Raw genomic sequence first — 25,513 nt, 5'->3', positions numbered from 1 at the left:
CGGATCAGTCGGCGCTCGGCCGGACCTCGCAGGTCGGGCGGCCGTCGTTCAGTTCGCAGACGACGTACGCCGTACCGCCGCCCGAACCAGCGCGCCACGGCATCACGGCGTCACCAGTCAGCAGCGCGTCCAGGGTCTGCATCTCCGGGTCGCGCCGCACGGCGTGATGCCGGTACCCCGCCGAGCCGAGCGCCAGCGCGATCGCCATCCCGAGCAGGTTCACCTCGGTCGGCTGGTCCGGAACGGCCGCCCCGGGCTCCGGTGCGAGCTTGATCCCGTGATCCGGCACCTCGACGATCCGGGCGACGTACCTGCCAGCAGTCATGTCATCGAGGGTAGCCCCGACGGACAGCTGGGTGGGCCGACCGACCCACCCAACTGTCCGGCTGATCAGGACGAGAAGGCAGCGTCGAAGGACGCGGTGGGTGGGTCGAAGGCCAGCGAGCGGACGAACTGGAGGGCTTCGGCGGCGCCGACCAGGCGGTCCATGCCGGCGTCTTCCCACTCGACCGAGATCGGGCCGTCGTACCCGACCGTGTTCAGCATCCGGAAGCAGGCCTCCCACGGGACGTCGCCGTGGCCGGTGGACACGAAGTCCCAGCCGCGGCGTGGGTCGCCCCAGGCCAGATGCGAGCCCATCCGGCCGTTGCGTCCGTTGCCGACCTGGCGCTTCGCGTCCTTGCAGTCGACGTGGTAGATCCGGTCCTTGAAGTCCCACAGGAAGCCGACCGGATCGAGGTCCTGCCAGACGAAGTGCGACGGGTCCCAGTTCAGGCCGAACGCCGGACGGTGGCCGATCGCTTCGAGGGTCGCGGTGGTCGACCAGTAGTCGTAGGCGATCTCGGACGGGTGCACCTCGTGCGCGAACCGGACGCCGACCTCGTCGAACACGTCCAGGATCGGATTCCAGCGGTCGGCGAAGTCGCGGTAGCCGGCCTCGATCATGGCCGGCGGGACCGGCGGGAACATCGCGACCGTCTTCCAGATCGACGAACCGGTGAAGCCGACGACCACGTCGACACCGAGCGCCCGGGCGGCGCGGGCGGTCGTCTTCATCTCCTCGGCGGCGCGCTGCCGGACGCCTTCCGGATCACCGTCGCCCCAGATGTGCGCGGGCAGGATCGCCTGGTGACGCTGGTCGATCGGGTCGTCGCAGACCGCCTGGCCGAGCAGGTGGTTGGAGATCGTCCACAGCTTGAGGTTGTGCTTCTCGAGGATGTCGAGACGGTCGCGCACGTACGACTCGTCCTCGGCGGCGCGGCGGACGTCGAGGTGGTCACCCCAGCAGGCGATCTCCAGCCCGTCGTACCCCCAGTCGGACGCCAGCCGCGCCACCTCCTCGAACGGCAGATCAGCCCACTGCCCGGTGAACAACGTAATCGGTCGAGCCATCACTTCTCCTTAGTCGAGCTTCCTTCGGTACGGCGCTCCAGCCGGGGCGAACTGGAAGTCGGTGGGGCGGGGTCGTGGGTGGTGCGTGGTGCTTGGGTGTCCCCGGCGACGCCTGGAGCGCGGGGCGCCGCCGGGGACGGGGACCGGGGTCCCCCGCCTGCCGTGGGAGAGCGCGCTGCCGGAGACCCGGTTGGGGCCGAACCAGCCGAGGCGGCGGCAGGTGTCCGGGCCGGACGAGTGCGTACTCCCACGGCGGACGTCATTGGGTCAGCCTGGACTTCAGGTCATTGCCCACCGCAAGCAGCAGGGCGCGAGCGGCGGCGTCCGGCACGGTGCCGGCCTTGGCGAGGTAGAGGTCGAGAGCGACGCGGGCGACCGTGTCACGGCCTCGGCGATCAGCCTCGGACGCCAACCCCAGCTGGACTTTCAGCACCGTCGCGGTGGCCGCCGGCACCATTCCGGCCGCGCGCAAGCGGTCGACCAGCTTGACAGCCTCGGCGTACGACGCGACCACCGCGAACGGCATCGTGGTCACCGACTTGTTGCCGGCGACATCAGACGCAGTGGCCGTCAACGTGTGCGCGCCCAGGCCCAGCAGCATGCCATCGAGCGAGCCAGTCAGCGGCCGACCGTCGACCGCGAGCGTGACCGCCCCTGGACCAGACAGCGCGTCCGCAACCGTAGCCCCGACTGGGATCACAGAGGCCACGCCGAGAGACCCACCGGACGACAGACCGCTGACCGCGACCGTCGGACCTGTGCTGTCGATCTTCACGGATGCCGTCGCGGCTTCGGACACGTTGCCAGCGGTGTCACTCGCCCGCACAGCCACCGTGTGCGGACCGTCGGACGACAACGTCACCGGCGCCGTGTACTCGGACCACGCACCGTCCCCGACCTTCTGCTCGACGTACACCTGACCACCCTGGTCATCCGTCGCCATCGCGGTGGCAACGACCGGCGCGGTCCACCAGCCAGCCAGACCCGAAGGCGTCGACGGGTTCAACGACAACGTGACGGACGGAGCGACCGTGTCCCGGACCAACCGGAAGTACTCGAACCGAGCCGTCTTCGACGCGACCTGATCCGCCCCGAAGGCATAGACCCCGAACGACGCAGACCCGAGGGCCGCATTGGTCACCGACGGCAGCGCCGTCCAGGCTAGGCCGTCGGTACTGTACGAGCCGGTGAAGGTAGACCCCGACTTGGCGATCCGCAGGTGCCAAACGCCACCAGCAGCCGCGGCACCAGGCTGCGGCGACTGCACCACGTCGTCGACCTCCGACCGCAACTCCAATCCACGTGTCACAGGCGACCCAGCCACGTTGGTGGTGAGGTAGTCGAGCTTCACGTAGTTCGCGTCGTCGGCGTACACCATCAGCCCGGCCTGCTGGTAGCGCTCGTCGAACGCCGACGCGTCCACCTTCGTCTCGATCGTCCAGTCGCCGTCCGGCGCCGGCTGCAGCATCAGGTTGGCCGGGTTCGTGTTGCCACCCTGGTAGATGTCGCCCTTCCCGGTGTCGATCTCGAGCACGTCACCGCCGACCCGATAGGCCGCAGGATCAGGGCGTACGACGTCCGACCACCGGCAGGCGTCGAGCGTCGTACCGGCGAACTCGTCGTCCGGCGCCGGCTGCTCGGCGGTGTCGTCCGGCGTGATGGTGAAGTAGTCGAACGAGGCCGTGATCGGCAACGCCTCGGTCCGGTTGGTCAGCCCGAAGACACCGATCCGCGGGTTCGAGATCCCGGCCAGCTGCTTGGTCTCCGGCATCTCGGTGAACGTCGCCCCGTCCGCGCTGTACGCCGCCGTCAACGACGACCCGTCCGAGGTGAACCGCACCCACACGGTGTCCGGGTACGACGCTCCCAGGTTGGCCGTGTTCGACGCGGCGACCTCGTTCGGCACACCGGCTTCCTCGCGAATGAACTGGAAGATCCGGTCAGCCGCCGACGGCGCCCCGGTCGAGCGGCCCTGGATCACCATCTTGGCGTAGTTGTCGTCGTCGCCGTACACGATCAACCCGGCCTGCTGGTACGCGAGCCGCGCCGGCAACGTGACCTTCGTGGTCGCCTGCCACGGGCCGGACGGCAACGGCTGCAGTACGACGTTCGGCGTCCCCGAATTGCCCGTCCCGTAAATGTCGGTCGCCGTCAACGGGATCGACAACTTGCCGTCGGCAACCGCGAGCTCCTGATTGCCGCGGACAACTGCGGACCAGCGCTCGGCGTCCAGCGCCGTACCGTCGAAGCCGTCGGAGCGCCCGGTCAGACAGGCCGGCAACGACGGTGAGTCCACGGTGATCGGGACCTTCGCCACACCGGCCGCGCCACGCGAGTCGGTGACGGTCACGGTGGCCGAGAAGGTCCCCGGTGTCGTGTAGGTGTGGGTCACCGACGCGCCCGACGCAGTGGAGCCGTCTCCGAAGCTCCACGTGTAGGACAACGGCAGGTCACCCTCGGGATCGGTCGCCGACGCGGTGAAGTCCACCTTCAGCGGAGCCTTGCCCTGAGCAACTGATGCATTGACTACCACCGCTGGACGCTGGTTCTCTGTGACGCCCTTGCCGATGAATCGCACCCAGTTGACGTTGAGTTGGCCGGTCGTCTTCACGAAGTACAGCGGTCCGCTGTCCAGCGAAGCCCCGGACACGGCGCTGGTGAAGTCGCCGTACGTCTGCCATCCACCGGTCGGCGACACCTGGATCGTCGCCACGACCGGACCGTCGGTCGGCGAGCCCTGCCGGACCTGCACGGTCGCGCCTGCCTCAGGCGAGGCGGCACGCAGCTGAATCTGGTCGATCTGAGTCAGGTTCGTCGGCTTCCAGCCCCACCAGTCGCCGTCCTCGATCCAGCCGATGTTCTTCCCACCACCGGCAACGTCACCGGTGTCCTCGACCTGCACGCCGGGCGCGGACCCCGGTCCGCCGGTCTCGTCGAAGTACTCGGCTTCCCGCGTCTTCGGCTGCAGTTGCACGACCTTCTGCGTGGTGATCGTGCCCGTCCCCGGAGCACCCTTGTCGGTGTACGTCACGGTGACGATGCCGAAGATGTTCGCGCCGACATGCCCCTGGTCCCCGGGCAGCGGGAAGGTCCCCTCGCACCCGCGGTATTGCTCGTACCCGTGCGCGTGCTCGTCATGCCCGAGCGCGGGCTGGGTGATCACGTCGTTGCAGTCGACCACGCCGTCCTCGGGATCGGTGACGGTGACCTTGTAGCGGATCGTGTCCCCGAAGTCGAAGAAGCCGCCGTCGACCGGTGCCTGCACGGTGATGGTCGGCGCCGTGTTCCCGGAGGTGATCGCCCGGTTCGACACCGCCGTACGGCCGTCGGGATCGGAGACCGTCAGCCGCGCCGTGAAGACGCCGGCTGTGGCGTAGGTGTACGACGGCTTGGCCTCGGTGCTGTCCGTCGTACCGTTGCCGTCGAAATCCCACGCCAGCGTGATCGGCTGCCCGTCCGGATCGCGCGACCCGGTCGAGTCGAAGGCCACGGTCAGCGGCGCCGGACCGGACGTCTTGTCCGTGCTGAACTGTGCGATCGGTGCCCGATTCCCTTGTACGTAGTCGATCCGGTAGATCCCGGAGTCGGCGTTGTTGCCGCCGAACCCGCTCCCCCACTCGATCACGTACAGCGCGCCGTCGGGCCCGAACTGCAAGGCATGCGGCCGGACGAAGCTCAGCTTCTGCAGCATGCGGGACACGTCGACCACGCCGTTGCGGTCGTCGTTCACCTGCACCGAGAACAGCCGGCTGTCGTTCCAGTCCGCCCACACTGCCTTGCCGTCGAAGTACGCCGGCCACTTGCGGTCCGACGTACTGTCGGCGTCGTACTGGTAGGCGCCACTCGTCATCGGCGCGCCACTGCCACCGATCTCCGGTACGCCGGTCGTCGACTTCCCCATCCACAACGTCGCGGGGATCGCCGCCGGGAGTTGCGTGATGCCGGTGTTGTTCGGCGACTCGTTCACGGGCGCGTTGCAGTTGAACACCGCGCCTGACGTACCGGTGGCGAAGTCGTGGTCGTTGTACGGCGTGTTGTTGCCGACGCAGTACGGCCATCCGTAGAACCCGGGCTTGTCGAGGATGTCCCACTCGACCCGCCCGTCCGGACCACGCGTCGGCGACACCGCACCGGCGTCCGGCCCGTAGTCGGCCACGAAGAGATGGTTGGTCGTCGGGTCGATGCCGATCCGGAACGGGTTCCGGAAGCCCATCGCGTAGATCTCCGGCCGCGTCTTCGCCGTACCCGGTGCGAACATGTTGCCGCTGGGGATCGTGTAGGTGCCGTCCGCCGACGGATGGATCCGGAGAACCTTGCCGTTCAGGTTGTTGCTGTTGGCGGCACTGCGTTGCGCGTCCCACGCGGATCGCCCGGACCGCTCGTCGATCGGCGTGTAACCGTCGGAGTCGAAGGGGTTGCTGTTGTCGCCGGTGGCGATGAAAAGGTTGCCCTCGCCATCGAACTCCAGCGCGCCACCCGCGTGACAGCACTGGTCCCGCTGCGTGTCGATCCGCAGTACTTGCTTCTCGCTCGCCAGGTCGAGGGTGTCTCCGGTGACCGTGAACCGCGAGACCCGGTCGAAGGGCTCACTCCCAGCCGGCGAGTAGTACAGGTACATATGGCCGTTCGACGCGAACGCCGGATCCAGAGCGATCCCGAGAAGCCCGAACTCCTGACCGGTGTAGACATTCAGCGTTCCGGCGGTAATCACCGAGCCGTCCGGTTTGATGATCTTCACGGCGCCGTTCCGGTCGATGTAGAACACCCGGCCGTCACCGGCGACCGCGAGTTCCATCGGGTTCGACGTGTCGTCGTCGAGGGTCACCTTCTGGTAGCTGTCGCTCAGCGAGGCACCACAGTCCGCGGGCACGACACCGGCCGCCGTCTTGAGGCCGCCGAGCAGCAGCTGCCGGAAGGCAGGTTCGGCGTACGACGCGATCGTGTGCCCCATGCCCGTGTACCAAGCCCGGCCACCGTCGTAGTCCTGGCACCACGTGATCGGGTGCTCCGGCCCCATGTTCCCGCCGGTGTACGACGACTCGTCGAGTGAGGCGAGCACGTGGACCTTGTCCCGCGGGTTGGTGCGGTAGTTGTACCACTCGTCGGTGCGCTGCCAGAGCGTCGGCGCTGCAGCGGTCGACGGGTGCGCGTGGTCCTCGACCTTCACCGTGCCGGCCGGCGTACCCGGTGGGTGGCTGTCGAAGTAGCTGCCGACGAGTTCGCCGTACCAGGGCCAGTCGTACTCGGTGTCCGAGGCGGCGTGGATGCCGGCGTATCCGCCGCCGGCCCGGATGTACCGCTCGAAGGCGGCCTGCTGGTCCGCGTTCAGGACGTCGCCGGTCGTGGACAGCCAGATGACCACCTCGTACTTGGCCAGCTCGGTGTCGTTGAACATCGACGCGTCCTCGGTCGCGGTCACCGTGAAGTCGTTCGCCGCCGCGAGCTCGGTGATCGCCTGGATCCCGGCCGGGATCGAGTCGTGCCGGAACCCGGCGGTCTTGCTGAAGATCAGGGCGTTGAAGGTCTCGTCACCGTGGCCCGGGTGCGCCCTGGCCGGTAGCGGCACCAACACCGCCGCGATCAGGGCGAGCACGAGCGCACGGATCACCGTGCCATGCCTGCGTAGCTGGATCATGCGGAGCTCCTCATGGGTCGGATAAGGCGCGCGCGCTCCATCAAGCCGGGGTCCTCACAACCCCGGCCGCTACCACAAGTCCCGTGCTCTGCCCTGCGCGGGAGTACTACCGGATCAGCGGACGCCGAGCAGGTGCTCCATCGCCAACTGGTCCAGCTTCTCGAACCCGAGTCCACGCTCGGCCAGCGCGTCCGGGTCGTGCTTCTCGCCACGGAGGTCGGCCAGGCTCTCACCCTCGGCCAGGGTGGGCTCGGACAACTCCGCGACCTTGGCCGCGGCGAGTGCCTCGGCCACCTCGGGATCGGCCCGGAACGCCTGCACCTTCTCGCGCAGGATCAGGTAGTTCCGCATCGACGCCCGGGCGGTCTCCCACACGCCGTCCTCGTCCTCGGTCCGCGGCGGCTTGTAGTCGAAGTGCACGTACCCGTCGTACCCGGGCCGGCCCTCCGAACCCTGCAGGACGTCGACGGTCCAGAACGCGCCGCGCAGGTTCCCGGCGCCGAACCGCAGGTCCTGGTCGAACCGCGGGCCGTGCTGCCCGTTGAGGTCGATGTGGTACAGCTTGCCGTGCCACAGCGTCTGCGCGATGCCGTGCGCGTAGTTCAGCCCGGCCATCTCCTCGTGCCCGACCTCCGGGTTCAGGCCCACCAGCTCGGGATCCTCGAGGTCGTTGATGAAGGCAAGGGCATGGCCGATCGACGGCAGCAGGATGTCACCGCGCGGCTCGTTCGGCTTCGGCTCGAGCGCGAACCGGATGTCGTAGCCCTGCTCCCGGACATACGCGCAGAGCAGGTCCATCGACTCCTTGTACCGGTCCAGGGCCGCGCGGACGTCCTTCGAGCCGCCCGACTCCGCACCTTCGCGACCGCCCCAGAGCACGTACGTCGACGCGCCCAGCTCGGCCGCGAGGTCGAGGTTGCGCAGCAGCTTCGACAGCGCGTACCGGCGGACCGAGCGATCGTTGGCGGTCAGGCCGCCGTCCTTGAACACCGGGTGGGCGAACAGGTTGGTGGTGGCCATCTCGACCACGATGCCGGTGTCGGCCAGCGCCTTGGCGAAGCGGTCGAGCACCTGCTGCCGGGTGCCGTCGTCGGGCACCAGGTCGTCGTCGTGGAACGAGATCGCGGCCGCGCCGAGCTCGGCCAGCTTCTCCACCGCGTGGATCGGGTCCATCGGCGGGCGGACCGCCGTACCGAAGACGTCGACGCCCTGCCAGCCGATCGTCCAGAGGCCGAACGAGAACTTGTCGTCCTTCGTCGGGGTGTAGCTGTTCATTTGATCTCCTCGCTTCGCTCCGAGTTCAAATGAACTGGAGGTTGCTCTGCTTTTTGGTTCACTCGCTACGCTCGCTCACGGGAATCCTTTGCCATTGTCGGGAGGTCGAGCTGGCCTCGACCGCGGCCAGCACACGCTGGACCCGCAGCCCGTCGGCGAACGACGGTGTCGGATCGGCTCCATCGGCGATCGCGGTGACCAGGTCGACGACTTGATGGGTGAACCCGTGCTCGTAGCCGAGCAGGTGGCCGGGCGGCCACCAGGCGGCGACGTACGGGTGGGCGGACTCGGTGGCGAGGATGCGGCGGAAACCGGCCGTCCTCGCGTCCTCGGTCGCGTCGTAGAAGTGCAGGAGGTTCATGTCCTCGAAGTCGAACGCGAGGCTGCCCAGGCTGCCGTTGATCTCGATCCGGATCGCGTTCTTCCGGCCCGTCGCAAACCGGGTCGCCTCGAAGACGCCGAGCGCGCCGGAGCCGAACCGGGCCAGGAACACGGCCGCGTCGTCGACCGTCACCGGTCCGCGTTCGGTGCCCGCCGTACCCGCGAGACCGGCGTGCTCGGCCGCGATCGGGCGCTCCTTCACGAACGTCTCGAGCTGACCGCTCACCTCGGCGATGGTGTCGCCGGTGATGAACTGGGTCAGGTCGATGATGTGCGCGCCGATGTCACCGAGCGCGCCGGACCCTGCCTTCTCCTTGTCCAGCCGCCACGACAACGGCGCCTCCGGGTCGGCGATCCAGTCCTGCAGGTACTGCGCCCGGACGTGGCGGATCGTCCCGAGTTTGCCCTCGGCAACGAGCTGGCGGGCCAGCCCGATCGCCGGCACCCGGCGGTAGGTGAACCCGACCATCGACCTGATCCCCTTGGCCGCCGCCGCCTCGGCCGCCGCGGTCATCGCCTCAGCCTCCTCGACCGTGTTGGCCAGCGGCTTCTCGCACAGCACGTGCTTGCCGGCCTCCAGTGCGGCGATCGCGATCTCGGCGTGGCTGTCCCCCGGCGTGCAGACGTCGACCAGCTGGATGTCGTCGCGGCCGAGCAGCTTGCGCCAGTCGGTCTCGGTCTCCTTCCAGCCGAGCTTGGTCGCCGCGGCCGCGACCGCGTCGGGGTTGCGGCCGCAGAGCACGTTCATCTCAGGGTTCAGCGGCAGGTCGAAGAAGCGCGGGGCGCTCCGCCAGGCCTGCGAGTGGGCCGCGCCCATGAACGCGTAGCCGATCAGGCCGATGCCCAGGTTCGTCATGACTCTCCTCTGTCAGCTTTCGAATGCCGTCGGCAGGTACTGGTCCACGTTGTCCTTGGTCACCACCGGCGCGTACAGCTGGATCGTGCGCGGCACCTCGACCTCCACCAGGTCGGTGAGGGCCTTCTTCTGCACCAGCAGCCGGGCCAGCCGGACGCCGTCCGCGCCCTGCGTGGACGGGTAGATGACGGTGGCCTTCAGCAGGCTGTTGCCGGACTTGATGTCGCGCATCACGTTCGCCGAGCCGGCCCCGCCGACCACGAAGAACTCCTTGCGGCCGGAGTTCTTGATCGCGGCCATCACGCCGACGCCCTGGTCGTCGTCGTGGTTCCAGATCGCGTCGATCTTCGGCGCCGCCTGCAGCAGGTTGGCGGCCGCCTTCTCACCGGACTCGACGGTGAACTCGGCGGCGACCCGGTTGCTCACCTTCAGGCCGCAGTCGGTCAGCGCCTCCTTGAAGCCGCGGCTGCGGTCCTGGGTCAGCGGCAGCGAGTCGATCCCGGCGATCTCGGCGATCACCGAGTCCTTCTTGTCCTTCAGCTGCTGGCACACGTAGGTGCCGGCCGAGCGGCCCATGCCGTAGTTGTCGCCGAGGATCGTGGTCCGGGCCGCGAACGGGCTGTCGAACTCGCGGTCCACGTTCACCACTGTGATCCCGGCCTCCATCGCCTTGGTCGCGACCGGGGTGAGCGCGGCGCCGTCGAACGGCAGCAGCACGATCGCGTCCACCTTCTGGTTGATGAACGTCTCCACCTGGCTGATCTGCAGGTTCACATCGTTGGTGCCCTCGGCAACGATCAGCTCGACGTCGGAGTACTTCTTCGCCTCCGCCTGGGTGGCCTTGGTGATCGCGCCCATCCAGCCGTGGTCGGCGGCCGGCGCGGAGAACCCGATCCGGACCTTCTGGCCCGGCTCGTCGTTCTTCCCGGCGGCGGCACCGGAGTTCGCAGGCGCGTTGCTGGTCTCCTCGGCCTCCGGGGTGTTGCTGGTACAGGCGGCCAGCGCAACCACGCTCAGGCCGGCGACGATGAGAGTGCGGACGGAACGTGCGGACATCTTTGTCCTCCTTCTAATGGCGGGTCGTGCGCGCCAGGCGCTGCTGGAGAAGGACCGCGATCACGATGATCAGGCCCTTCGCCACCGACTGGGCGGAGATGCTGAGGTTGTTCAGGGTGAAGACGTTGTTCAGGGTGGTGAAGATCAGCACGCCGAAGACCGTGCCGACGATCGTCCCGCGGCCACCCGACAGCAGCGTGCCGCCGATCACCACGGCCGCGATCGCGTCGAGCTCGTACAACTGACCGTGGGTCGAGCTGCCGGTCGTCGTACGCGCCATCAGCATCACCGCGGCGATCCCGCAGCACAGCCCGGCCAGCACGTAGAGGGCGACGGTGTGCCGCTGTACCCTGATGCCGGCCAGCCGGGCGGCCTCGGCGTTGCCGCCGACCGCGAAGGTCCGGCGGCCGAACGTGGTCCGGTTCAGCACCACCCAGCCCGCCGCGGCGACCAGCACGAAGATCCAGACCAGCACCGGCACGCCGATCAGCGAGCCGCCGAAGAAGTCGACGAAACCGTTCACCGAGATGATCTGGGTCTTCCGGTCGGAGATGATCTCGGCCAGGCCGCGGGCGGCGGCCAGCATCGCCAGCGTCGCGATGAACGGCACGATCTTGCCGTAGGCAATGAGCAGGCCGTTGACCAGGCCGCACGCGGCGCCGACCAGCAGCGCCGTGCTGACCATGAAGATCCAGTGGAAGTCCTCGGCCAGTTGCTGGGTGGCCAGCGTGGTCGCCCAGACCGAGGCGAGCGCGACCATCGCCCCGACGGACAGGTCGATCCCGCCGCCGGTGATGACGAACGTCATGCCGATGCTCACCACACCGATGACGGCCGCGAGCCGCAGGATGGTCAGTACGTTGGCGCCGGTCGCGAACGTGTCGCCGGCGGTGATGATGCCGACCAGACAGAGCAGGACGAGCGCCACCACCAGGCCGACGTTGCGTCCCATCCCGGTCATCAGCACGTTGTTGCTCGACCTCGGCGCCGCCGGCGGCGTGACCGTCGCCTGTGTCGACGCGGTCTGGTCAGAGGGCCGTGCGATGTCATCACTCACGAGACAGCACTCCTTCCATCACCAGGTCGAGGACCTGGTGCTCGTCGATGTCTTGCGCGGGCCCGTGGTAGACGGCCCGTCCCTCCCGCAGTACGACGACCCGGTCGGCGAGACCGAGTACTTCCTCGACCTCGCTGGAGACCAGCACGATCGCGACCCCGTTGGCGGCCAGCTTGTGGATCAGCGCGTAGATCTCGGACCGCGCTCCCACGTCGACACCGCGCGTCGGCTCGTCCAGCAGCAGCACGCGGCAGTCCCGGAGCAGCCAGCGGGCCAGCACGACCTTCTGCTGGTTGCCACCGGACAGGTTGCGCACCGGATGGTCCACACCGGCAGGGCGGACGTCCAGTGCCTTGGACAGTTCAGCGGCCGCGTCCCGCTCGGCGCGGCCGTTCAGGAATCCGCCGCTGGCGAACCGCTGCATGGTCGACACCGTGATGTTCTTGTAGACGGCCTCGTCCAGCAGCAGCGCCTGGCTCTTGCGCTCCTCCGGCGCCAGCCCGACACCCGCCTTCACCGCGGACTGCACCCGGCCGGGCCGCAGCGGCACGCCGTCGACCCGTACCGACCCGGTGGCTGCGCGACGAGCGCCGTACACGGTCTCGAGTACTTCGGAACGCCCGGAGCCGACGAGTCCGGCCAGGCCGAAGATCTCCCCGGCCCTGACCTCGAACCCGATCCCGGCGAACTCGCCCGGCCGGGTCAGGTCCTCGACCTCCAGTACGACGGGCGCCGTGCTGAGGAGCTCGCGGCGGGGCGGGAAGACGTACTCGATCGAGCGGCCGGTCATCAGCCGGATCAGTTCCTTGGTCGGTGTCGCGCGCGCGTCCAGGCCGGTCGCGACCGTGGCGCCGTCCTTCAGCACGGTGACCCGGTCGCCGATCTGGCGGATCTCCTCGAGCCGGTGCGAGATGTAGACGACGGCGACACCGCGCGCGGTGAGCCCACGGATGACCCGGAACAGGTTCGCGACCTCTTCGGGATCGAGGACGGCGGACGGCTCGTCCATCACGATCAGCCGGGCGTCCCGCGACAACGCGCGCGCCATGCTGACCACCTGCTGTCCGGCGGCCGGAAGGGAGCCGACCGTACGGTGCGTCGGGATCTCGCCGTGGCCGAGGCCACGCAGGATCTCGCGCGCCCGGGTGGTCGCCTCGTGCCGCCGGCTGAAGCCGAACCGGGCCGGCTCGTGGCCGAGAAAGATGTTCTCGGCAACGGTCAGCTCGGGCACCAGGTCGAGCTCCTGGTAGATCGCGGCGATCCCACGCTGGATCGCGGCGGTCGGGGTGTTCAGCTGGACCTGTTCGTCGTGGATGTGGATCGTGCCGGCATCGGGCTGGTGGGCTCCGGTCAGCACCCGGATCAGCGTGGACTTGCCCGCGCCGTTCTGACCGAGCAGGCAGTGCACCTCGCCCTCGCGGACATCCAGGTCGACACCGTCGAGCGCCCGCACCCCGGGGAACTCCTTGACGATGCCGGTCATCGTGAGCAGCCCGGTCATGGGGCCTCCCGGCCTGGACTGAGGAGTGGAGGGAGCGAAGCGACTGGAGGGACGAGGGAAGGCCGGGAGTTCCAGCCCCATGACCCGCCGCGCGGCAGCGCGGCATTCAACAGAGTCATTGCGCGACCCCTGTCTCGGAGCGGCCGATCATGGTCGGGTCGACGAAGACTTGGTCGAGGGAGATCTGGGCGCCGCCGCGGACCGCCGCGGTGAAGCCCAGCTCCGACTGCACCACCCGGCAGCCGCCGCCGTCCGGCGCGATCACGCGGTCGCGGATCGCCGTCTCCAGTGGTTGTTTCAGCCATGGCCCGAGGACGGCGAAGTAACCGCCGAGCACGAGCACGTCCGGATTCAGGATGTTCACCAGGATCGCTCCCCCAATCCCCAGCCAGGTTCCGACGTCCTTCAACGCGGACAGCGTCCGCGGCTCCCCCGCTTCGGCCCGCGCGGTGATCTCGGCCAGCCGCCGGTCCACGTCCAGCGCGGGATCACGGACCGGATCGTCCGCATCCGTTGCCTTGTGCAACAGCGCGGTCAGGCCGACCACCGTCTCCCAGCAACCGGTCCGGCCGCAGCCGCAGGTCCGGCCGGGCGGTGCGACCGGCATGTGCCCGACCTCTCCGCTGTACCCGTGCCCGCCGCGCAGCAGGTGCCCGTTCGACACCACGCCACCGCCGACGCCGACCGCACCGGTCAACAGCACGAGGTCCTGCACCGACTCGGTCTTCCGCAGCTCCGAGTACGCCGCCAGCGCTGCCAGGTTCGCCTCGTTGTCCACGTGCAGCGGGTACGACGGCCCGCCCAGCCGCTCGCGCATCTCGCGAACGACCGGGACCTCGCCCCACCCCAGGTTCGGCGCCAGCTTGAGCTCACCGGTGTCGCCTTGCACCAGACCCGGTACGGCGAGGGTCACGCCGGCGACCTGTCCATCTCGAGCGTCCACAGCAGCCACGGCCTCGCGAATCAGGTCGGCCAGGCGGCTGAGCGTCGTACTGGGGCCGAGGTGGGCGACGTCCAGCGGGACGCGTCGTTCGCTGACTGTGTCGCCGGCCAGGTCGAGAGCGGTGACAGCTAGGTAGTCGACGTTGATCTCGGCGCCGACGCCGCAGACGCCGGTGCCGTCGAGCTCGACGAGCTGGCCGGGGCGGCCGAGGGCGCGAGTGGAGTCGGCCGGACCTTCGCGGAGCAGGCCACGCTCGACCAACTCGGCGACCAGGCTGCTCACGGTCGCCTTGTTGAGGCCGGTGTCGGCGGCGATCCGGGCCCGCGATCGTGGGCCGTTGTCGCGGACGTGACGCAGGACGACCGAGAGGTTGTTGCGCCGGAGCGAGACGTGGTCGGCGGCGACCACGCGACTGCCCGGACGGCTGCCCCCGGTCAACGTCATGCGACCCCCTTGTGAGCCCAGTCACATACTTTGTCTGTTGAACCAACAAACTAAGTACGGCCCTGGAGATGCGTCAAGACGTTGCGGCCAAGTTTTCGCCGACGCTAGCGGGCAAACGCTCTCTTTGACCAGAGGTCGGGTTGGTTCCGGAACTTGCGTGGAGATCGTTCAAGTCTTGCGGGGCTTCGTTGAGCGTTTGTACTCTCGCGGCACTTCTCCTGCCCGCCCCCACCAGGAGGTTCACATGACTCTGTCGCGCCGCACTTTCCTTGCCGCCACCGCCGCAACCGCTGTCGGCGGCACCCAACTCAGCTCCGCGTTCGCTGCCAGCCCACCCGGAGACGTCGTCGGCAAGGTGACCGTCGGATACCAGGGCTGGTTCGCCTGCACCGGCGACGGCGCCCCGATCAACGGCTGGTGGCACTGGAGCCACAACTGGGGCCAGCCTCCGTCGCCGGCGAACACCGCGATCGTGAGCTGGCCGGACGTCCGCGACTACGGCTCGACGTACCAGACGGCGTACCCGAACCTGAACAACGGGCAGCCCGCCAAGCTGTTCTCGTCGTACGACCAGCAGACCGTGAACACGCACTTCCAGTGGATGCAGCAGAACGGCTGCGACACCGCGGCGCTGCAGCGGTTCAACCCGACCGGCGGCGAGGGACCGACCCGGGACGCGATGGCCGTGAAGGTCCGGCAGGCGGCCGAGCAGTACGGGCGCAAGTTCTACATCATGTACGACGCCACCGGCTGGGCCTCGATGCAGTCGGAGATGAAGGCGGACTGGACGTCGAAGATGAGCGCCTACACGTCCTCACCGGCGCACGCGCGGCAGAACGGGAAGCCGGTGGTGTGCATCTGGGGGTTCGGGTTCGACGAGGCGAACAAGGACTGGCCAGCGTCGGTCTGCCTGGACGTCGTGAACTGGTTCAAGGGCCAGGGCTGCTACGTGATCGGCGGGGTGCCGACACATTGGCGGCGTGGGGTCGAGGACTCGCGGCCCGGCTACCTGGACGTGTACCACGCGTTCAACATGCTGTCGCCGTGGATGGTCGGCCGGATCAGCGACATCGCGGGCGCGGATCACTACTACAACAACGTCAATCAGCAGGACCAGGCCTACTGCAACGCCCACGGCATCGACTACCAGCCGTGCGTCATCCCGGGCGACCTGCAGTCCGGCCATCGGCGGCACGGCGACCTGATGTGGCGGCAGTTCTACAACCTCACCCGGGTCGGCGTGCAGGGGCTCTACATCTCGATGTTCGACGAGTACAACGAGGGCAACCAGATCGCCAAGACCGCCGAGTCCGCTGCCTGGGTGCCGGCGGGTTCCGGCATCCGCGCCCTGGATGAGGACGGTACGGCGTGCTCCTCGGACTCTACCTGCGGTTGACCAACGACGGCGGCCGGATGTTCAAAGGGCAGGCACCACTCACGTCCGTGCGGCCGACGGTGCCGATGCCGGTTCAGGGACCGAGCGGCGTGGTCTTCTTCGAGCACGTCGACTACGGCGGTTCGGCCGGTGCGGCGCTCGGCAAGGGTGACTACACGCGAGCGCAGCTTCAGGCGGCGGGTGTGCAGGACAACTGGGCGTCGTCGGTGCGGGTGCCGTCCGGGTGGTCGGTGACGATGTTCGCCGAGGACAACTTCGGCGGCCAGTCGTGGACGCGTACGGCGGACACACCGAACTTCATCGCGCTCTCCCCGAACGCGAACGACCACCTGACGTCCTGCCGGATCTCCTAGAACAGTTCCAGGCTGTCTGAGGCGAGGGTGATGACCGCGTCGTCGAGGTAGAGGCGGCAGGCGATCGCGTGGCCGGCGCAGGTGAGCAGGGCCGGGCCGGCTGCGTCTACGACGCGGTAGGCGACCGGGTGCTCGCAGCGCTCGACCGCGCCCTCGTTCTCGCGGTGGCAGCCGAGGACATGGCACGTGACCGTCTCGCCGACGTTCATCAGCGTGAGGCCGTGCTCAGGGCATACACCCCAGCCGACGCCACACGCCTGTCCTTCGTTCGCAGCCAGGCGAATCAGGTTGCCGGCCGTCGCCTCGAGCGCACCGGCGACCGAGCCCAGCGTGCTGGCGGCGTGGTCGAGATCACGGCGCAAGGCCCGCAACTCGGGCGACTCGGGCATGCCACGGGTGGCTGCCTGCAGGTTCTCCGACAGCGTCTTGGCGGCCAAGGCGATCTCATCGACTCGGACGGGCGTCTCGAACTCGGCGCGCACCGTGCCGTTGGCGACCCGGCCGGCCCGGCGTGCGGCGTACTCCTCAACCCAAGCAGGCGTTTTAGGAGCCTGGCCTGATGCTTCGCCGGTCGGCGCCTGCTCGGCCTTCCGCTCGCTCTGCTCGGCCTTCTTCTCGCTCTGATCGGCCGCTCCGGCCGAACCTGCGTGAGGGTCTGACTGCGGAGCGTGACCATTGGCCCCGTTCCCCGCCGCGGTCCCGTTCACCGGGATCCGGCTGCCCTGCGCTGTCCGCCCGTTCATACAGCCTCACTCGTCAAGTGCCTGGCCATCGCCATGCCCGCCCCCTGATGTGCCTCCGGTGGCCGATCGTGCCATGTCTCCTGTGCCCACGACCAGAGGAAATCACCCAGCGTCACCCACCGCTCCCCCTCGCTTGCAGACCGCAACATTCCGCCCCAGACAGCGGGCAGGTTGCCCACTCAGCGTTCGCATTATCACACGCTGCGCATTCCTCTACGATGCTTTAACATTTCCGCACTCACAGTCACCACTCGGTGGCAGTCAGGTACTGCCGGAGGAACTCGACGGTCCGGGTCCGGGCCGTCAGCGCCGAGTTCGGCGGGTCCTCGCTCAGGTCGCGGGTCAGCACCGAGTGTGCCATCCGGCGGTAGCCATCCGGGTTGCCGGGTCGGCTGTCGAGCTCGATCACCTCGAACGCGTCGCCGAGCTCGTCGCGCAGTGTCGAGAACCGCTCGGCCGGTGACATCCGGTCGTGGCTGAATCGCAGGCCCAGCACGCACAGACCGTCCGTCCGGGTCCGTTCCTTGACGACCTCGAGCTCCTGCCGGGACAACCCCGGATCGCGCCGCAGCCGGCCACTCACGGCGAACGGCGTCGACGGCTGACTCAGGACCGGGGCCAGGACGGTCTCCTCGACCGCTGTGGCCAACGCGAAGCCCCCGGTGAAGCACATCCCGATCACCCCCACCCCGCGTCCCGGCGTCCGCTGGGCGAGGTCGGCGGCGACCGCCCGCAGGTACTTCGTGATCGGCCGCTCCGCGTCCGCCGCGAACGCCCGGAACTCCTTCGCCACACACATCCGCGCAATCACCCCCAGCGCGTATCCCGTGGTCTCCGGGCGCCCCGGCGTACCGAACGGCGATGGAATCACCACCGTGAACCCCTCCCGCACCAGATGGTCCCCCAGCCCCAGCACCTCCGGCGTCAACCCCGGAATCTCCGGGATCAACACAACCCCCGGCCCCTCACCCTTCTCGAAGCAGTCGTAGGTCAACCCCGCCCCGGTAAACGGCCCTCTCCGCCAGCCGGTCAGATCCGAACTCGGTGCGGTCATGGGGCCTCCTCGCAGGTGGAGGCACATAGCTTAGGGTGCACGGCCGATTGCAGGTATTGACATCTGTGGATAGAGCGCGTTCTGGACCAGACCTCTGGCATACTCCGCTCGACTTTCTCTTTCTGGACCCTGGGGGGTCTTCATGTCCGTCCGTCCTGCCCACCTGGTGCGCTTGGGCCTTCCCGCGGTCATGGTCGCGGCGATGCTGGTGGCGGTGACCGGGTCGTCCGGCACCGCTGAGGTGTCCGCGGAGCCCCGCCCGATCCCGGCCAAGTTCCGTCCCGACACCGCGACCGGACCCGAGTACGACGCCAAGTCCGTGCTGGTGAAGTTCAAGCCGAAGGCAACCACCTCGGCCCGCAAGGCCGCGCTGGCCAAGGTCAAGGGCAGGCCCGACGTGTCCGTGACCTCCGAGGTGGTCACCGTCACCGGCGAGGTTCCGGCGGCCGACCTGCTGAAGAAGGTCAAGGCCGACCCGGCGGTGGAAGTTGCCTCGCTCAACTACATCCGGCGGAAGTCCGCCACGCCGAACGACTGGCTGTACACCAACTACCAGAAGTATCTGCCGACCGTCCGGGTCAACCAGGCCTGGGATCTGAGCAGGTCGGCCGGCAACCAGGTGGTCGCCGTACTGGACACCGGTGTCGACGCCGGTCACCCGGACCTGGCCGGGCACCTGCTGCCGGGCTACAACACGTTCAACACCGCGCTGGCGCCGAACGACGGAGACGGCCACGGTACGGCGGTGACCGGAATCATCGCGGCCGGGACCGGCAACGGCATCGGGATCGCCGGTGTGGCCTGGAACGCGAAGGTCCGGCCGGTGAAGGTGCTCAACGACCAGGGCAGCGGCAACGACTCGAACCTCATCAACGGCATCAACTGGGCGGTCAACAACGGCGCCCGGGTGATCAACATGTCGCTCGGCGGCGAGGGTGACAACCCGGTCCTGCACACCGCGATCAAGAACGCCCTCGCGAAGGGCGTCGTACTGGTCGCCGCTGCGGGCAACAGCGGGTCGTCGGCGCTGAACTACCCGGCCGCGTACCCGGAGGTGCTGTCGGTCGGCGCGACCAACCGCAACGGCGTCCTGACCGGCTTCAGCACGTACGGCGACACCGTCGACATCGCGGCGCCGGGCTACGACATCACCAGCCTCGCGCCTCGGGCGCAGACCCCGTCGGGCTACGAGCCGTACTGGATCGGCCTGGCAGGCACATCGTTCTCGTCCCCGATCGTGGCGGGCGTCGCGGCGCTGGTCCGGAACAAGTGGCCGTCGTACACGCCGGCACAGGTGATGTCGCGACTGAAGGCCACCGCCCGGGACGCCGGTCCGCGCGGCACCGACCCGTACTACGGCGCCGGCATTCTCGACGCGTACTACGCCCTCGGCGGCAAGTGGACCACGGACTTTGCTGCGGGCACGCGTGATGCCAACGACCAGCCGGCGCGCGCGACGGCACTCAGTCTGGGTGGCATGGCCTTCGGCAACATCGGCGTCGAGGGCGACGTCGACTGGTACAAGGTGAGCTCGACGACGCCGGACACCTTGCGCGCGATCGTCACCGGACCGCTGTTCGACTCCAGCCAGTACGCGCAGAACTTCGGCCCCGTGGTCTCGGTGTACGACGAGTCGCTCAACGTCCTCGGGTTCAACCAGAAGCCGTGGCCGCCGGTCGACAGCGACGGGTACGAAGTCCCGCAGAAGCTGACGACGGAGGTCACCGCCGCGCTGCCGGTCGGCACGACGTACATCGCGGTCCGCAACTACAACGGGTCTCGCGACAGCCGCCAGTACAGCATCAGCATCAACCGCGGCACCCCGGTGAACACTGGTACGACGACGCCGTACCCGGTGTTCGACGCCGTACCGGGTGACCTGTCGACGGGGGTGGGGACCGGCGTGCAGCCGGCGGTCACGTTCGCCCGGCCGGTCGACGCCGCCACCGTGACCGTGAGCACCGTCAAGCTGGTCAACGGCAAGACCGGCGCCACGATCCCGGCCAACGTCGAGTACGAAGCGACCACGAAGCGGGCCACGATCATCCCGCCGAACCTGCTCGACAACACGACGTACCGGATCGTCGTTGCCGGCGTGCAGGAGGCGGGTGGGGCTGCGCTGGCGCCGTTCAGCAGCGTGTTCACCACGGTCGACTGGGCGCCGGACAAGCCGGTGTTCGACGCGAGCGGGGCTTACCTGGCGGCGAACCTGGTGTGGAAGGTCGCGCCGATGTCGGACCTGGACCAGGTGATCGTGCGGCGCAACGTCGGCAGCAAGGCGCCGACGCTGACGACGGGCACTCTGGTGTACGCGGGTACGGCGTCCGCGGTGAAGAACACCGGGCTCGCGCAGAACACGACGTACACCTTTGCTGCTTGGGTGAAGGACCGCACCGGCAAGGTCTCGCCGGCGGCGGTCACGCAGCTGCTCGGGATGAAGTCCGGGATCGCGACCACGTCGACGCTGATCAGGTACGGCGGGTCGATCACGATCAAGGGCAGCACGCTGCGGATCGACAACCTGGCGTACGCCGGGCTGCCGGTCAACGTCTACGTGCGTCCGAAGAACGTGTCGACGTTCAAGCTGCTGGCGGCGTTGAAGACCTCGTCGACCGGGACGCTGTCGATCGTGCACAAGCCTTTGGTGTCGTCGGTCTACATGCTGACCTTCCCGGGCAACGCCGACCTGATGGGCACCCGGACGCCGGACATCACGGTGCAGGTGACGCCGACGATCTCGGCGACGCTGGCTCCGGCCGCGATCCGGTTGGGTCAGGCCAGTGTGTTCAGTGGGTATGTGGCTCCGGCGCACGCCGGGAAGTACGTGTACCTGCAGCAGTACGGGAACAAGGTGTGGAAGTCGATCGCCTGGGTGAAGCTCAGCTCGTCCGGCAAGTACGCGTTCGGGATCAAGCCGGCGGTGCGCGGCCAGATCGCCTACCGGGTCTGGTTCCCGGGCGACGCGGACCACACGCAGGTCTACACGGTGAACAAGATCCTCACCATCAGCTGAATCGCTGCCCCTGCCCGCTTTGGGCCGGGGCATTCTTTCAGGGTGCGTAGTGCTGGACGGCGCCGCCCTTGGACAGGTCGACCAGCGTGTGGGCGAGGTCTTTGGCGTTGGCGAGGATTTCGTCGAGGTTCATGGTGGTGAGCTTGCGGTCGCGGACGACGATCTTGCCGGCGACGAGGACGGTGACGACGTCCGACGAGCGCACTGAGTAGACGAGCGCTGCCCTGGGGTCGTGGACTGGTTGGCAGTGCGGGCCGGAGAGGTCGACCAGGGCGAGGTCGGCTTGGCGGCCTGGTTCGAGTACGCCGATCTCGTCGGCGAGGCCGGCTGCTGCCGCACCACCTCTCGTGGCCAAGCGGAGGGTGTCGGAGACGTTCATCCACTCGGCGTCCTGCTCGCGTTGCTTCTGGGTCAGCGCGACCATGCGCAGCGACTCCCAGACGTCCAGGGTGTTGTGGACGGCGGCTCCGTCGGTGCCGATGCCGACCCTCACTCCCTTGGACTGCAGGCCTTTGATCGGCGTGACCGTGCCCATGGCGAGTTTGAGGTAGACCTTCGGACAGCAGGCGACTGTGGTGCGGTCGCCGTACCGCTCGAGGATCGGGAGGTCGGCGTCGCGGATGCCGCAGCCGTGGGCGATGAGGGCGCCGGCGTCGAGTACGCCGGTTCGCTCGAGGACCTGGATCGGGGTTGCGCCCAGGCGGTCGATCGACGACTGCGTTTGGTCGTCGGTCTCGGCCGCGTGCAGGTGGATGCGGAAGCCCTCGGCTCGTGCGATGTCCGCCGTACGGCGTAGGTCGTCGTCGGTGACGGTGTACGTCGCATGCGGGCCGAGGCTGGCCGTGATCCGGGGGCTGCGGTTGCGGAGGTCGCGGGCGGTGTCGATGGCGGCTTCGGTGCCGGTTGATGAGAAGTACGTGGGCGCGAGGTCGGCGCGCATCCCGGACTCGATCGCGGCTTCGGCGATCTGATCAGCGTGAAAGTAGTGGTCCACGAACGTGGTCACACCGGCCAGCAACATCTCAGCGCACGCCAGCCGCGCACCCACCCGAACCCGCTCAGCCGTCAGATTCACCTCCATCGGCCAAATCCGCTCGTTGAACCAGTCCTCGATCCCCAAATCCTCAGCGGCCCCCCGCATCATCACCATCGGACTATGCGTATGCGAGTTGACCAACCCAGCAACCGCTACCAGCCCACTCCCGTCAACCACCTCCGGCCTCCCCCGATCGGCCTCCGGGCGGCCCGGTTCCGGCTCGCCCGTGCTCGGTGGGAAGAACTCTGGGGGTGTACCGGTGGGGGTGATGGCGGTGATTCGGTCGTCGTGGACGTGGATGTCTTGGGCATCGTCGACGCGACAGTCGCCGTACTCGGGGACGATCAGGACCGAGACGTTGCGGATCAGCACGTATGACATCCATCCTCCAACCGGTGGGTCGCCGTACTGCAGTCTCGCCCACCCACCGGTCCAACCCCTCGACGTCGCTAGCCGGGCGTCCCGTCAGACTCGCGTCTCTTGGCGAGCTGCTGCACGTTGCCTGTGTGGATGTCGTTCACCCATTCCCAGCCGGTCCTGACCGATGGGCCAATCCGCGGATCGTCGAACTCACCGCCGTCACGCAGGGCGTGCATGTACGCGCGATCCAGTGCGATCCGTGCGCGTACTTCGTCACCTCTGCCGACCGATCCGTGACCCGGGACGACGACATCGACGTCGTCCGCCACGGCCTCGAGCAGCTGCAGTCCAGCGAGGTAGTCCTCGAGCGGGTCAGCGGCATCCCCGACGTCGGGCATCGGAACGAAGACATCAGAAAGCATGTCCCCGGCGGCGAGCACCCGGCTCTCCTCTACCAACAGCGCCGCATGCCCCGGCGCATGGGCCGGATGCTCGACAACCCGGACAACAGGTCCATCCCAAGGAATCTGCGTGGTTTCGGCAGGCAGCGCTGTAATGCGGCCGAACAGCTCCAGCGGCGTGTCGTCGGCGATTTCCGGAGGTAGTCCCCCGGCGGCCCGTTCCTTCCAATCCGCGTGGGACAGAAACTCTCCCATAAACGCCGCACAAACGCGCCGTGCCATACCGAGGCGCATCGCCGAGCTTGGCATCCCACAGCACGTGGTCCCAATCAGGGTGCGTAGAGAACCCCGCCACAACCGACTGCCCCAACTCGGACAGATCATTCGCAAGACAAGCCATCTCACCGCCCGTGATCCCGGCATCGATCAGCAACACACCGCTCTTGCCTCGTACGACAACTGTGTTGTTCGCAAGCAATTCGCTCTGATGAACGAACACACCCTCCGCAACCTGCCTCAACACGACAACTCCCTCCCCTTGCGACCTGCGGCCAATTGCCGAGACCGTAGTCCCTCCTCACCAACCCCCTCAAGACACCCGCCGAGTCCCGCTCACTCCCCCCACCACACCACACGCCCCGCCCACCAGCCGCACCACCGCGCGCTCGCTGGCGGGAGGGCTGATAGCGAGGGGAACAGATGTTCGAATTTCGGGTATGGTGGGGGGATGGGTGCTGATCTGCAGGGCTCGTTGCTGGATGCGTTTGAGGATCCTGCGCTGGGTTCGCTCGGCGGGATCCGGCGGACGGATCTCGGGCGCGGGGCGTGGGTCGACGTACTGCCGCGGTGGCTGACCGGGGCGGATCAGGTGTACGAGCGGTTGGCGCGTGATGTGCCGTGGCAGGCGGAGCGGCGGCAGATGTACGACCGGGTGGTCGACGTACCGCGGTTGCTCTGCTTCTACGGTGAGAACGAGGAGCTACCGCTGCCGATCCTCGACGAGGCGCGCGACCGGCTCAGTGCGCACTACGCGGAGGAGCTGGGCGAGTCGTTCCGTACGGCGGGGTTGTGCTTCTACCGCGATGGCCGGGACAGCGTCGCCTGGCACGGCGACCGGATCGGCCGAGGCAACCATGAGGACACCATGGTCGCCATCCTCTCCGTCGGCGAACCCCGCGTCCTCGCGCTCCGCCCCCGCCCGGGCAATTCCGCCGGACCGGTCAGCTCAACCGTCCGCTACCCCCTCGGCCACGGCGACCTCATCGTCATGGGCGGCTCCTGCCAACGCACCTGGGAACACGCCATCCCCAAAGCCACCGGCCACAAAGGCCCCCGCATCAGCATCCAATACCGCCCCCTCAACGTCCGCTGACAGCGACCCTGTGAGCCCCGCTCCGCAGCGGTCACCCCGGCCCGGCTAGTTGACCGAACTTCTCAGCGCGCCGACCGGCGTCTTGGATGGTTGCTGGCGAGAATGCTCCGCGGGTTGCTGATCTGGGGCGCGCGCTGGCCCGGTGCGGTGGCTCCGGTGCGGTGGCCCGATGCGGTGGCCCGGTGCGGTGGTCCGGTGTGGTGGCCCCGACAGGGCACTGGGCGACCACCCGTCGAGTCCGTGGACAGTTCGATGCCGCGAATTTCGTTGAGGCCGGACCCTGTGATCGTGTTGGCTGGCGGCACCGAACTGTCAGAGCCGCCGGTGTCCGCTTGGCTGTAGCAGGGAGTTGAACGTGCAGGACAGTGTTGTCGACCCCGTTGCCCACAATCGGGCAGCCTGGGACAAATATGTCCAAGAGGGCAACGAGTGGTCGAGGCCGGTGAGTGCTGAGGATGTCGAGCGCGCCCGCGGTGGCGACTGGTCGATTGTTCTCATCGGGCGCGAGCCAGTCGACCGCTCCTGGCTGCCGACGGACCTGACCGGCAAGGATGTGTTGTGCCTCGCCTCCGGCGGTGGCCAGCAGGGTCCGATCCTGGCCGCCGCAGGGGCGCGGGTCACCGTGTTCGACAACTCACCCCGCCAGCTCGGCCAGGACCAGATGGTGGCGGCGCGCGACGGGCTCGAACTGCGCACCGTCCAGGGCGACATGCGCGATCTCAGCGCCTTCGGCGACGCAACATTCGACGTCGTGTTCAATCCGGTCTCCAACCTCTTCGTACCAGACTTGGCGCCGGTGTGGCGTGAGTGCTTCCGCGTCTTGCGACCGGGCGGAAGTCTGCTCGCGGGCTTCCTCAACCCTGATGCGTACTTGTTCGACCACGAGGCGCTCGACGAGCGCGGCGAGTTGATCGTCGTACACAAGCTGCCCTACAGCGATGTCACGCAGTACTCGCCCGAGGAACGCGCCACGAAGTTCGGCGCGGATGCCGCTCTTGAATACAGCCACACCCTCACCGACCAGATCGGCGGGCAACTCGCCGCGGGGTTCGTCCTCACCGGCTTCGCGGAAGCACCGGACGAATCCAACGCATCCGCTGAATACATGTCGAACTACTTTGCGACGCTAGCGCTCAAGCCGGGCTAACCCCAACGCCGTTCGGTTACGGCTGAGGTTGAAACCGCAAGAGTCGGCGTTTCGGCTGGTGAGATGGGTGCAGCCCTTGTAGGAGTAGCCGGTCCTCC

General features: G+C 68.2%; 18 protein-coding genes and 1 pseudogene. 5 read left to right on the top strand and 14 right to left on the bottom strand.

Annotation, left to right across the window (positions count from 1 at the left end; all coding sequences use genetic code 11):
- Window positions 1-4: 4 nt before the first annotated feature.
- From ACIBL3_RS14820 to ACIBL3_RS14780, 9 genes are all read right to left on the bottom strand, one after another.
- A complete protein-coding gene (locus ACIBL3_RS14820) occupies window positions 5-325 on the bottom strand; it encodes a hypothetical protein (protein ID WP_396353824.1) in 321 nt (106 codons plus the stop codon).
- 65 nt (window positions 326-390) lie between these two features.
- On the bottom strand, window positions 391-1,392 hold the full coding sequence (locus ACIBL3_RS14815; RefSeq protein ID WP_396353823.1) for a sugar phosphate isomerase/epimerase family protein: 1,002 nt from the start codon (window positions 1,390-1,392) through the stop codon (window positions 391-393).
- A gap of 259 nt (window positions 1,393-1,651) precedes the next feature.
- Window positions 1,652-7,027 carry a ThuA domain-containing protein gene (locus ACIBL3_RS14810; protein ID WP_396353822.1) on the bottom strand — a complete coding sequence of 1,792 codons (5,376 nt, stop codon included), beginning with the start codon at window positions 7,025-7,027 and terminating at the stop codon, window positions 1,652-1,654.
- A 114-nt stretch (window positions 7,028-7,141) separates the two neighbouring features.
- Entirely contained in the window at window positions 7,142-8,302 is a 1,161-nt protein-coding gene (gene xylA, locus ACIBL3_RS14805) for a xylose isomerase (RefSeq protein WP_396353821.1), read from the bottom strand.
- Window positions 8,303-8,360: 58 nt separating this feature from the next.
- Window positions 8,361-9,539 carry a Gfo/Idh/MocA family protein gene (locus tag ACIBL3_RS14800; RefSeq protein ID WP_396353820.1) on the bottom strand — a complete coding sequence of 393 codons (1,179 nt, stop codon included), beginning with the start codon at window positions 9,537-9,539 and terminating at the stop codon, window positions 8,361-8,363.
- Between the two features lie 12 nt (window positions 9,540-9,551).
- Window positions 9,552-10,595, bottom strand: a complete 1,044-nt coding sequence (locus ACIBL3_RS14795; RefSeq protein WP_396353819.1) for a substrate-binding domain-containing protein — start codon at window positions 10,593-10,595, stop codon at window positions 9,552-9,554.
- Between the two features lie 13 nt (window positions 10,596-10,608).
- The gene (locus ACIBL3_RS14790) at window positions 10,609-11,652 is read right to left on the bottom strand and encodes an ABC transporter permease (RefSeq protein ID WP_396353818.1); all 1,044 of its coding nucleotides are present in this window, start codon (window positions 11,650-11,652) and stop codon (window positions 10,609-10,611) included.
- Window positions 11,645-13,153 (bottom strand): sugar ABC transporter ATP-binding protein, encoded by a 1,509-nt coding sequence (locus ACIBL3_RS14785; protein WP_396353817.1) that lies wholly within the window; start codon window positions 13,151-13,153, stop codon window positions 11,645-11,647. The genes ACIBL3_RS14790 and ACIBL3_RS14785 overlap by 8 nt, the downstream gene beginning before the upstream one ends.
- 115 nt (window positions 13,154-13,268) lie before the next feature.
- Entirely contained in the window at window positions 13,269-14,540 is a 1,272-nt protein-coding gene (locus ACIBL3_RS14780) for an ROK family protein (RefSeq protein ID WP_396353816.1), read from the bottom strand.
- A 244-nt stretch (window positions 14,541-14,784) separates the two neighbouring features.
- Between ACIBL3_RS14780 and ACIBL3_RS14775 the strand changes: the two genes are divergently transcribed.
- Window positions 14,785-15,936, top strand: a complete 1,152-nt coding sequence (locus tag ACIBL3_RS14775) for a glycoside hydrolase family 71/99-like protein (RefSeq protein ID WP_396353815.1) — start codon at window positions 14,785-14,787, stop codon at window positions 15,934-15,936.
- Entirely contained in the window at window positions 15,909-16,289 is a 381-nt protein-coding gene (locus ACIBL3_RS14770) for a hypothetical protein (protein WP_396353814.1), read from the top strand. The genes ACIBL3_RS14775 and ACIBL3_RS14770 overlap by 28 nt, the downstream gene beginning before the upstream one ends.
- Here ACIBL3_RS14770 and ACIBL3_RS14765 read toward each other — a convergent pair.
- Together ACIBL3_RS14765 and ACIBL3_RS14760 are read right to left on the bottom strand one after the other, a co-directional pair.
- Complete coding sequence (locus ACIBL3_RS14765; protein WP_396353813.1) at window positions 16,286-17,032, bottom strand: hypothetical protein; 747 nt, start codon at window positions 17,030-17,032, stop codon at window positions 16,286-16,288. The genes ACIBL3_RS14770 and ACIBL3_RS14765 overlap by 4 nt on opposite strands.
- A gap of 244 nt (window positions 17,033-17,276) precedes the next feature.
- Window positions 17,277-18,086 carry a dienelactone hydrolase family protein gene (locus ACIBL3_RS14760; RefSeq protein WP_396353812.1) on the bottom strand — a complete coding sequence of 270 codons (810 nt, stop codon included), beginning with the start codon at window positions 18,084-18,086 and terminating at the stop codon, window positions 17,277-17,279.
- Window positions 18,087-18,228: 142 nt separating this feature from the next.
- Here ACIBL3_RS14760 and ACIBL3_RS14755 point away from each other — a divergent pair, with 142 nt between their 5' ends.
- The gene (locus tag ACIBL3_RS14755; protein ID WP_396353811.1) at window positions 18,229-21,099 is read left to right on the top strand and encodes a S8 family serine peptidase; all 2,871 of its coding nucleotides are present in this window, start codon (window positions 18,229-18,231) and stop codon (window positions 21,097-21,099) included.
- A gap of 37 nt (window positions 21,100-21,136) precedes the next feature.
- Here ACIBL3_RS14755 and ACIBL3_RS14750 read toward each other — a convergent pair whose 3' ends face one another.
- The 3 genes and pseudogenes from ACIBL3_RS14750 to ACIBL3_RS14740 all read right to left on the bottom strand — a co-directional run.
- Complete coding sequence (locus ACIBL3_RS14750) at window positions 21,137-22,516, bottom strand: amidohydrolase (RefSeq protein ID WP_396353810.1); 1,380 nt, start codon at window positions 22,514-22,516, stop codon at window positions 21,137-21,139.
- A gap of 68 nt (window positions 22,517-22,584) precedes the next feature.
- Window positions 22,585-23,151: an MBL fold metallo-hydrolase gene (locus tag ACIBL3_RS14745; protein WP_396353809.1), complete on the bottom strand. Its 567-nt coding sequence runs from the start codon at window positions 23,149-23,151 to the stop codon at window positions 22,585-22,587.
- Between the two features lie 85 nt (window positions 23,152-23,236).
- Window positions 23,237-23,332 (bottom strand): annotated as a pseudogene (locus ACIBL3_RS14740) (MBL fold metallo-hydrolase); the annotation flags it as partial.
- Window positions 23,333-23,623: 291 nt separating this feature from the next.
- Here ACIBL3_RS14740 and ACIBL3_RS14735 point away from each other — a divergent pair.
- Window positions 23,624-24,268 (top strand): alpha-ketoglutarate-dependent dioxygenase AlkB, encoded by a 645-nt coding sequence (locus tag ACIBL3_RS14735; protein WP_396353808.1) that lies wholly within the window; start codon window positions 23,624-23,626, stop codon window positions 24,266-24,268.
- Window positions 24,269-24,623: 355 nt separating this feature from the next.
- Entirely contained in the window at window positions 24,624-25,415 is a 792-nt protein-coding gene (locus ACIBL3_RS14730; protein WP_396354196.1) for a class I SAM-dependent methyltransferase, read from the top strand.
- The last annotated feature ends 98 nt before the right edge of the window (window positions 25,416-25,513 follow it).

Source organism: Kribbella sp. NPDC050124, from assembly GCF_044460355.1.
Lineage (GTDB): Bacteria > Actinomycetota > Actinomycetes > Propionibacteriales > Kribbellaceae > Kribbella.
This window is presented reverse-complemented; position numbering and strand designations above follow the sequence as displayed.

What these genes read in the sequence shown, in the direction of transcription:
- ACIBL3_RS14780 (WP_396353816.1), bottom strand. Translation starts at nt 14,540, where the DNA reads ATGACGTTGACCGGGGGCAGCCGTCCGGGCAGTCGCGTGGTCGCCGCC.
- ACIBL3_RS14765 (WP_396353813.1), bottom strand. Translation starts at nt 17,032, where the DNA reads ATGAACGGGCGGACAGCGCAGGGCAGCCGGATCCCGGTGAACGGGACC.
- ACIBL3_RS14785 (WP_396353817.1), bottom strand. Translation starts at nt 13,153, where the DNA reads ATGACCGGGCTGCTCACGATGACCGGCATCGTCAAGGAGTTCCCCGGG.
- ACIBL3_RS14750 (WP_396353810.1), bottom strand. Translation starts at nt 22,516, where the DNA reads ATGTCATACGTGCTGATCCGCAACGTCTCGGTCCTGATCGTCCCCGAG.
- ACIBL3_RS14815 (WP_396353823.1), bottom strand. Translation starts at nt 1,392, where the DNA reads ATGGCTCGACCGATTACGTTGTTCACCGGGCAGTGGGCTGATCTGCCG.
- ACIBL3_RS14800 (WP_396353820.1), bottom strand. Translation starts at nt 9,539, where the DNA reads ATGACGAACCTGGGCATCGGCCTGATCGGCTACGCGTTCATGGGCGCG.
- ACIBL3_RS14820 (WP_396353824.1), bottom strand. Translation starts at nt 325, where the DNA reads ATGACTGCTGGCAGGTACGTCGCCCGGATCGTCGAGGTGCCGGATCAC.
- ACIBL3_RS14760 (WP_396353812.1), bottom strand. Translation starts at nt 18,086, where the DNA reads ATGACCGCACCGAGTTCGGATCTGACCGGCTGGCGGAGAGGGCCGTTT.
- ACIBL3_RS14735 (WP_396353808.1), top strand. Translation starts at nt 23,624, where the DNA reads ATGGGTGCTGATCTGCAGGGCTCGTTGCTGGATGCGTTTGAGGATCCT.
- ACIBL3_RS14810 (WP_396353822.1), bottom strand. Translation starts at nt 7,027, where the DNA reads ATGATCCAGCTACGCAGGCATGGCACGGTGATCCGTGCGCTCGTGCTC.
- ACIBL3_RS14775 (WP_396353815.1), top strand. Translation starts at nt 14,785, where the DNA reads ATGACTCTGTCGCGCCGCACTTTCCTTGCCGCCACCGCCGCAACCGCT.
- ACIBL3_RS14795 (WP_396353819.1), bottom strand. Translation starts at nt 10,595, where the DNA reads ATGTCCGCACGTTCCGTCCGCACTCTCATCGTCGCCGGCCTGAGCGTG.
- ACIBL3_RS14755 (WP_396353811.1), top strand. Translation starts at nt 18,229, where the DNA reads ATGTCCGTCCGTCCTGCCCACCTGGTGCGCTTGGGCCTTCCCGCGGTC.
- xylA (WP_396353821.1), bottom strand. Translation starts at nt 8,302, where the DNA reads ATGAACAGCTACACCCCGACGAAGGACGACAAGTTCTCGTTCGGCCTC.
- ACIBL3_RS14745 (WP_396353809.1), bottom strand. Translation starts at nt 23,151, where the DNA reads ATGGGAGAGTTTCTGTCCCACGCGGATTGGAAGGAACGGGCCGCCGGG.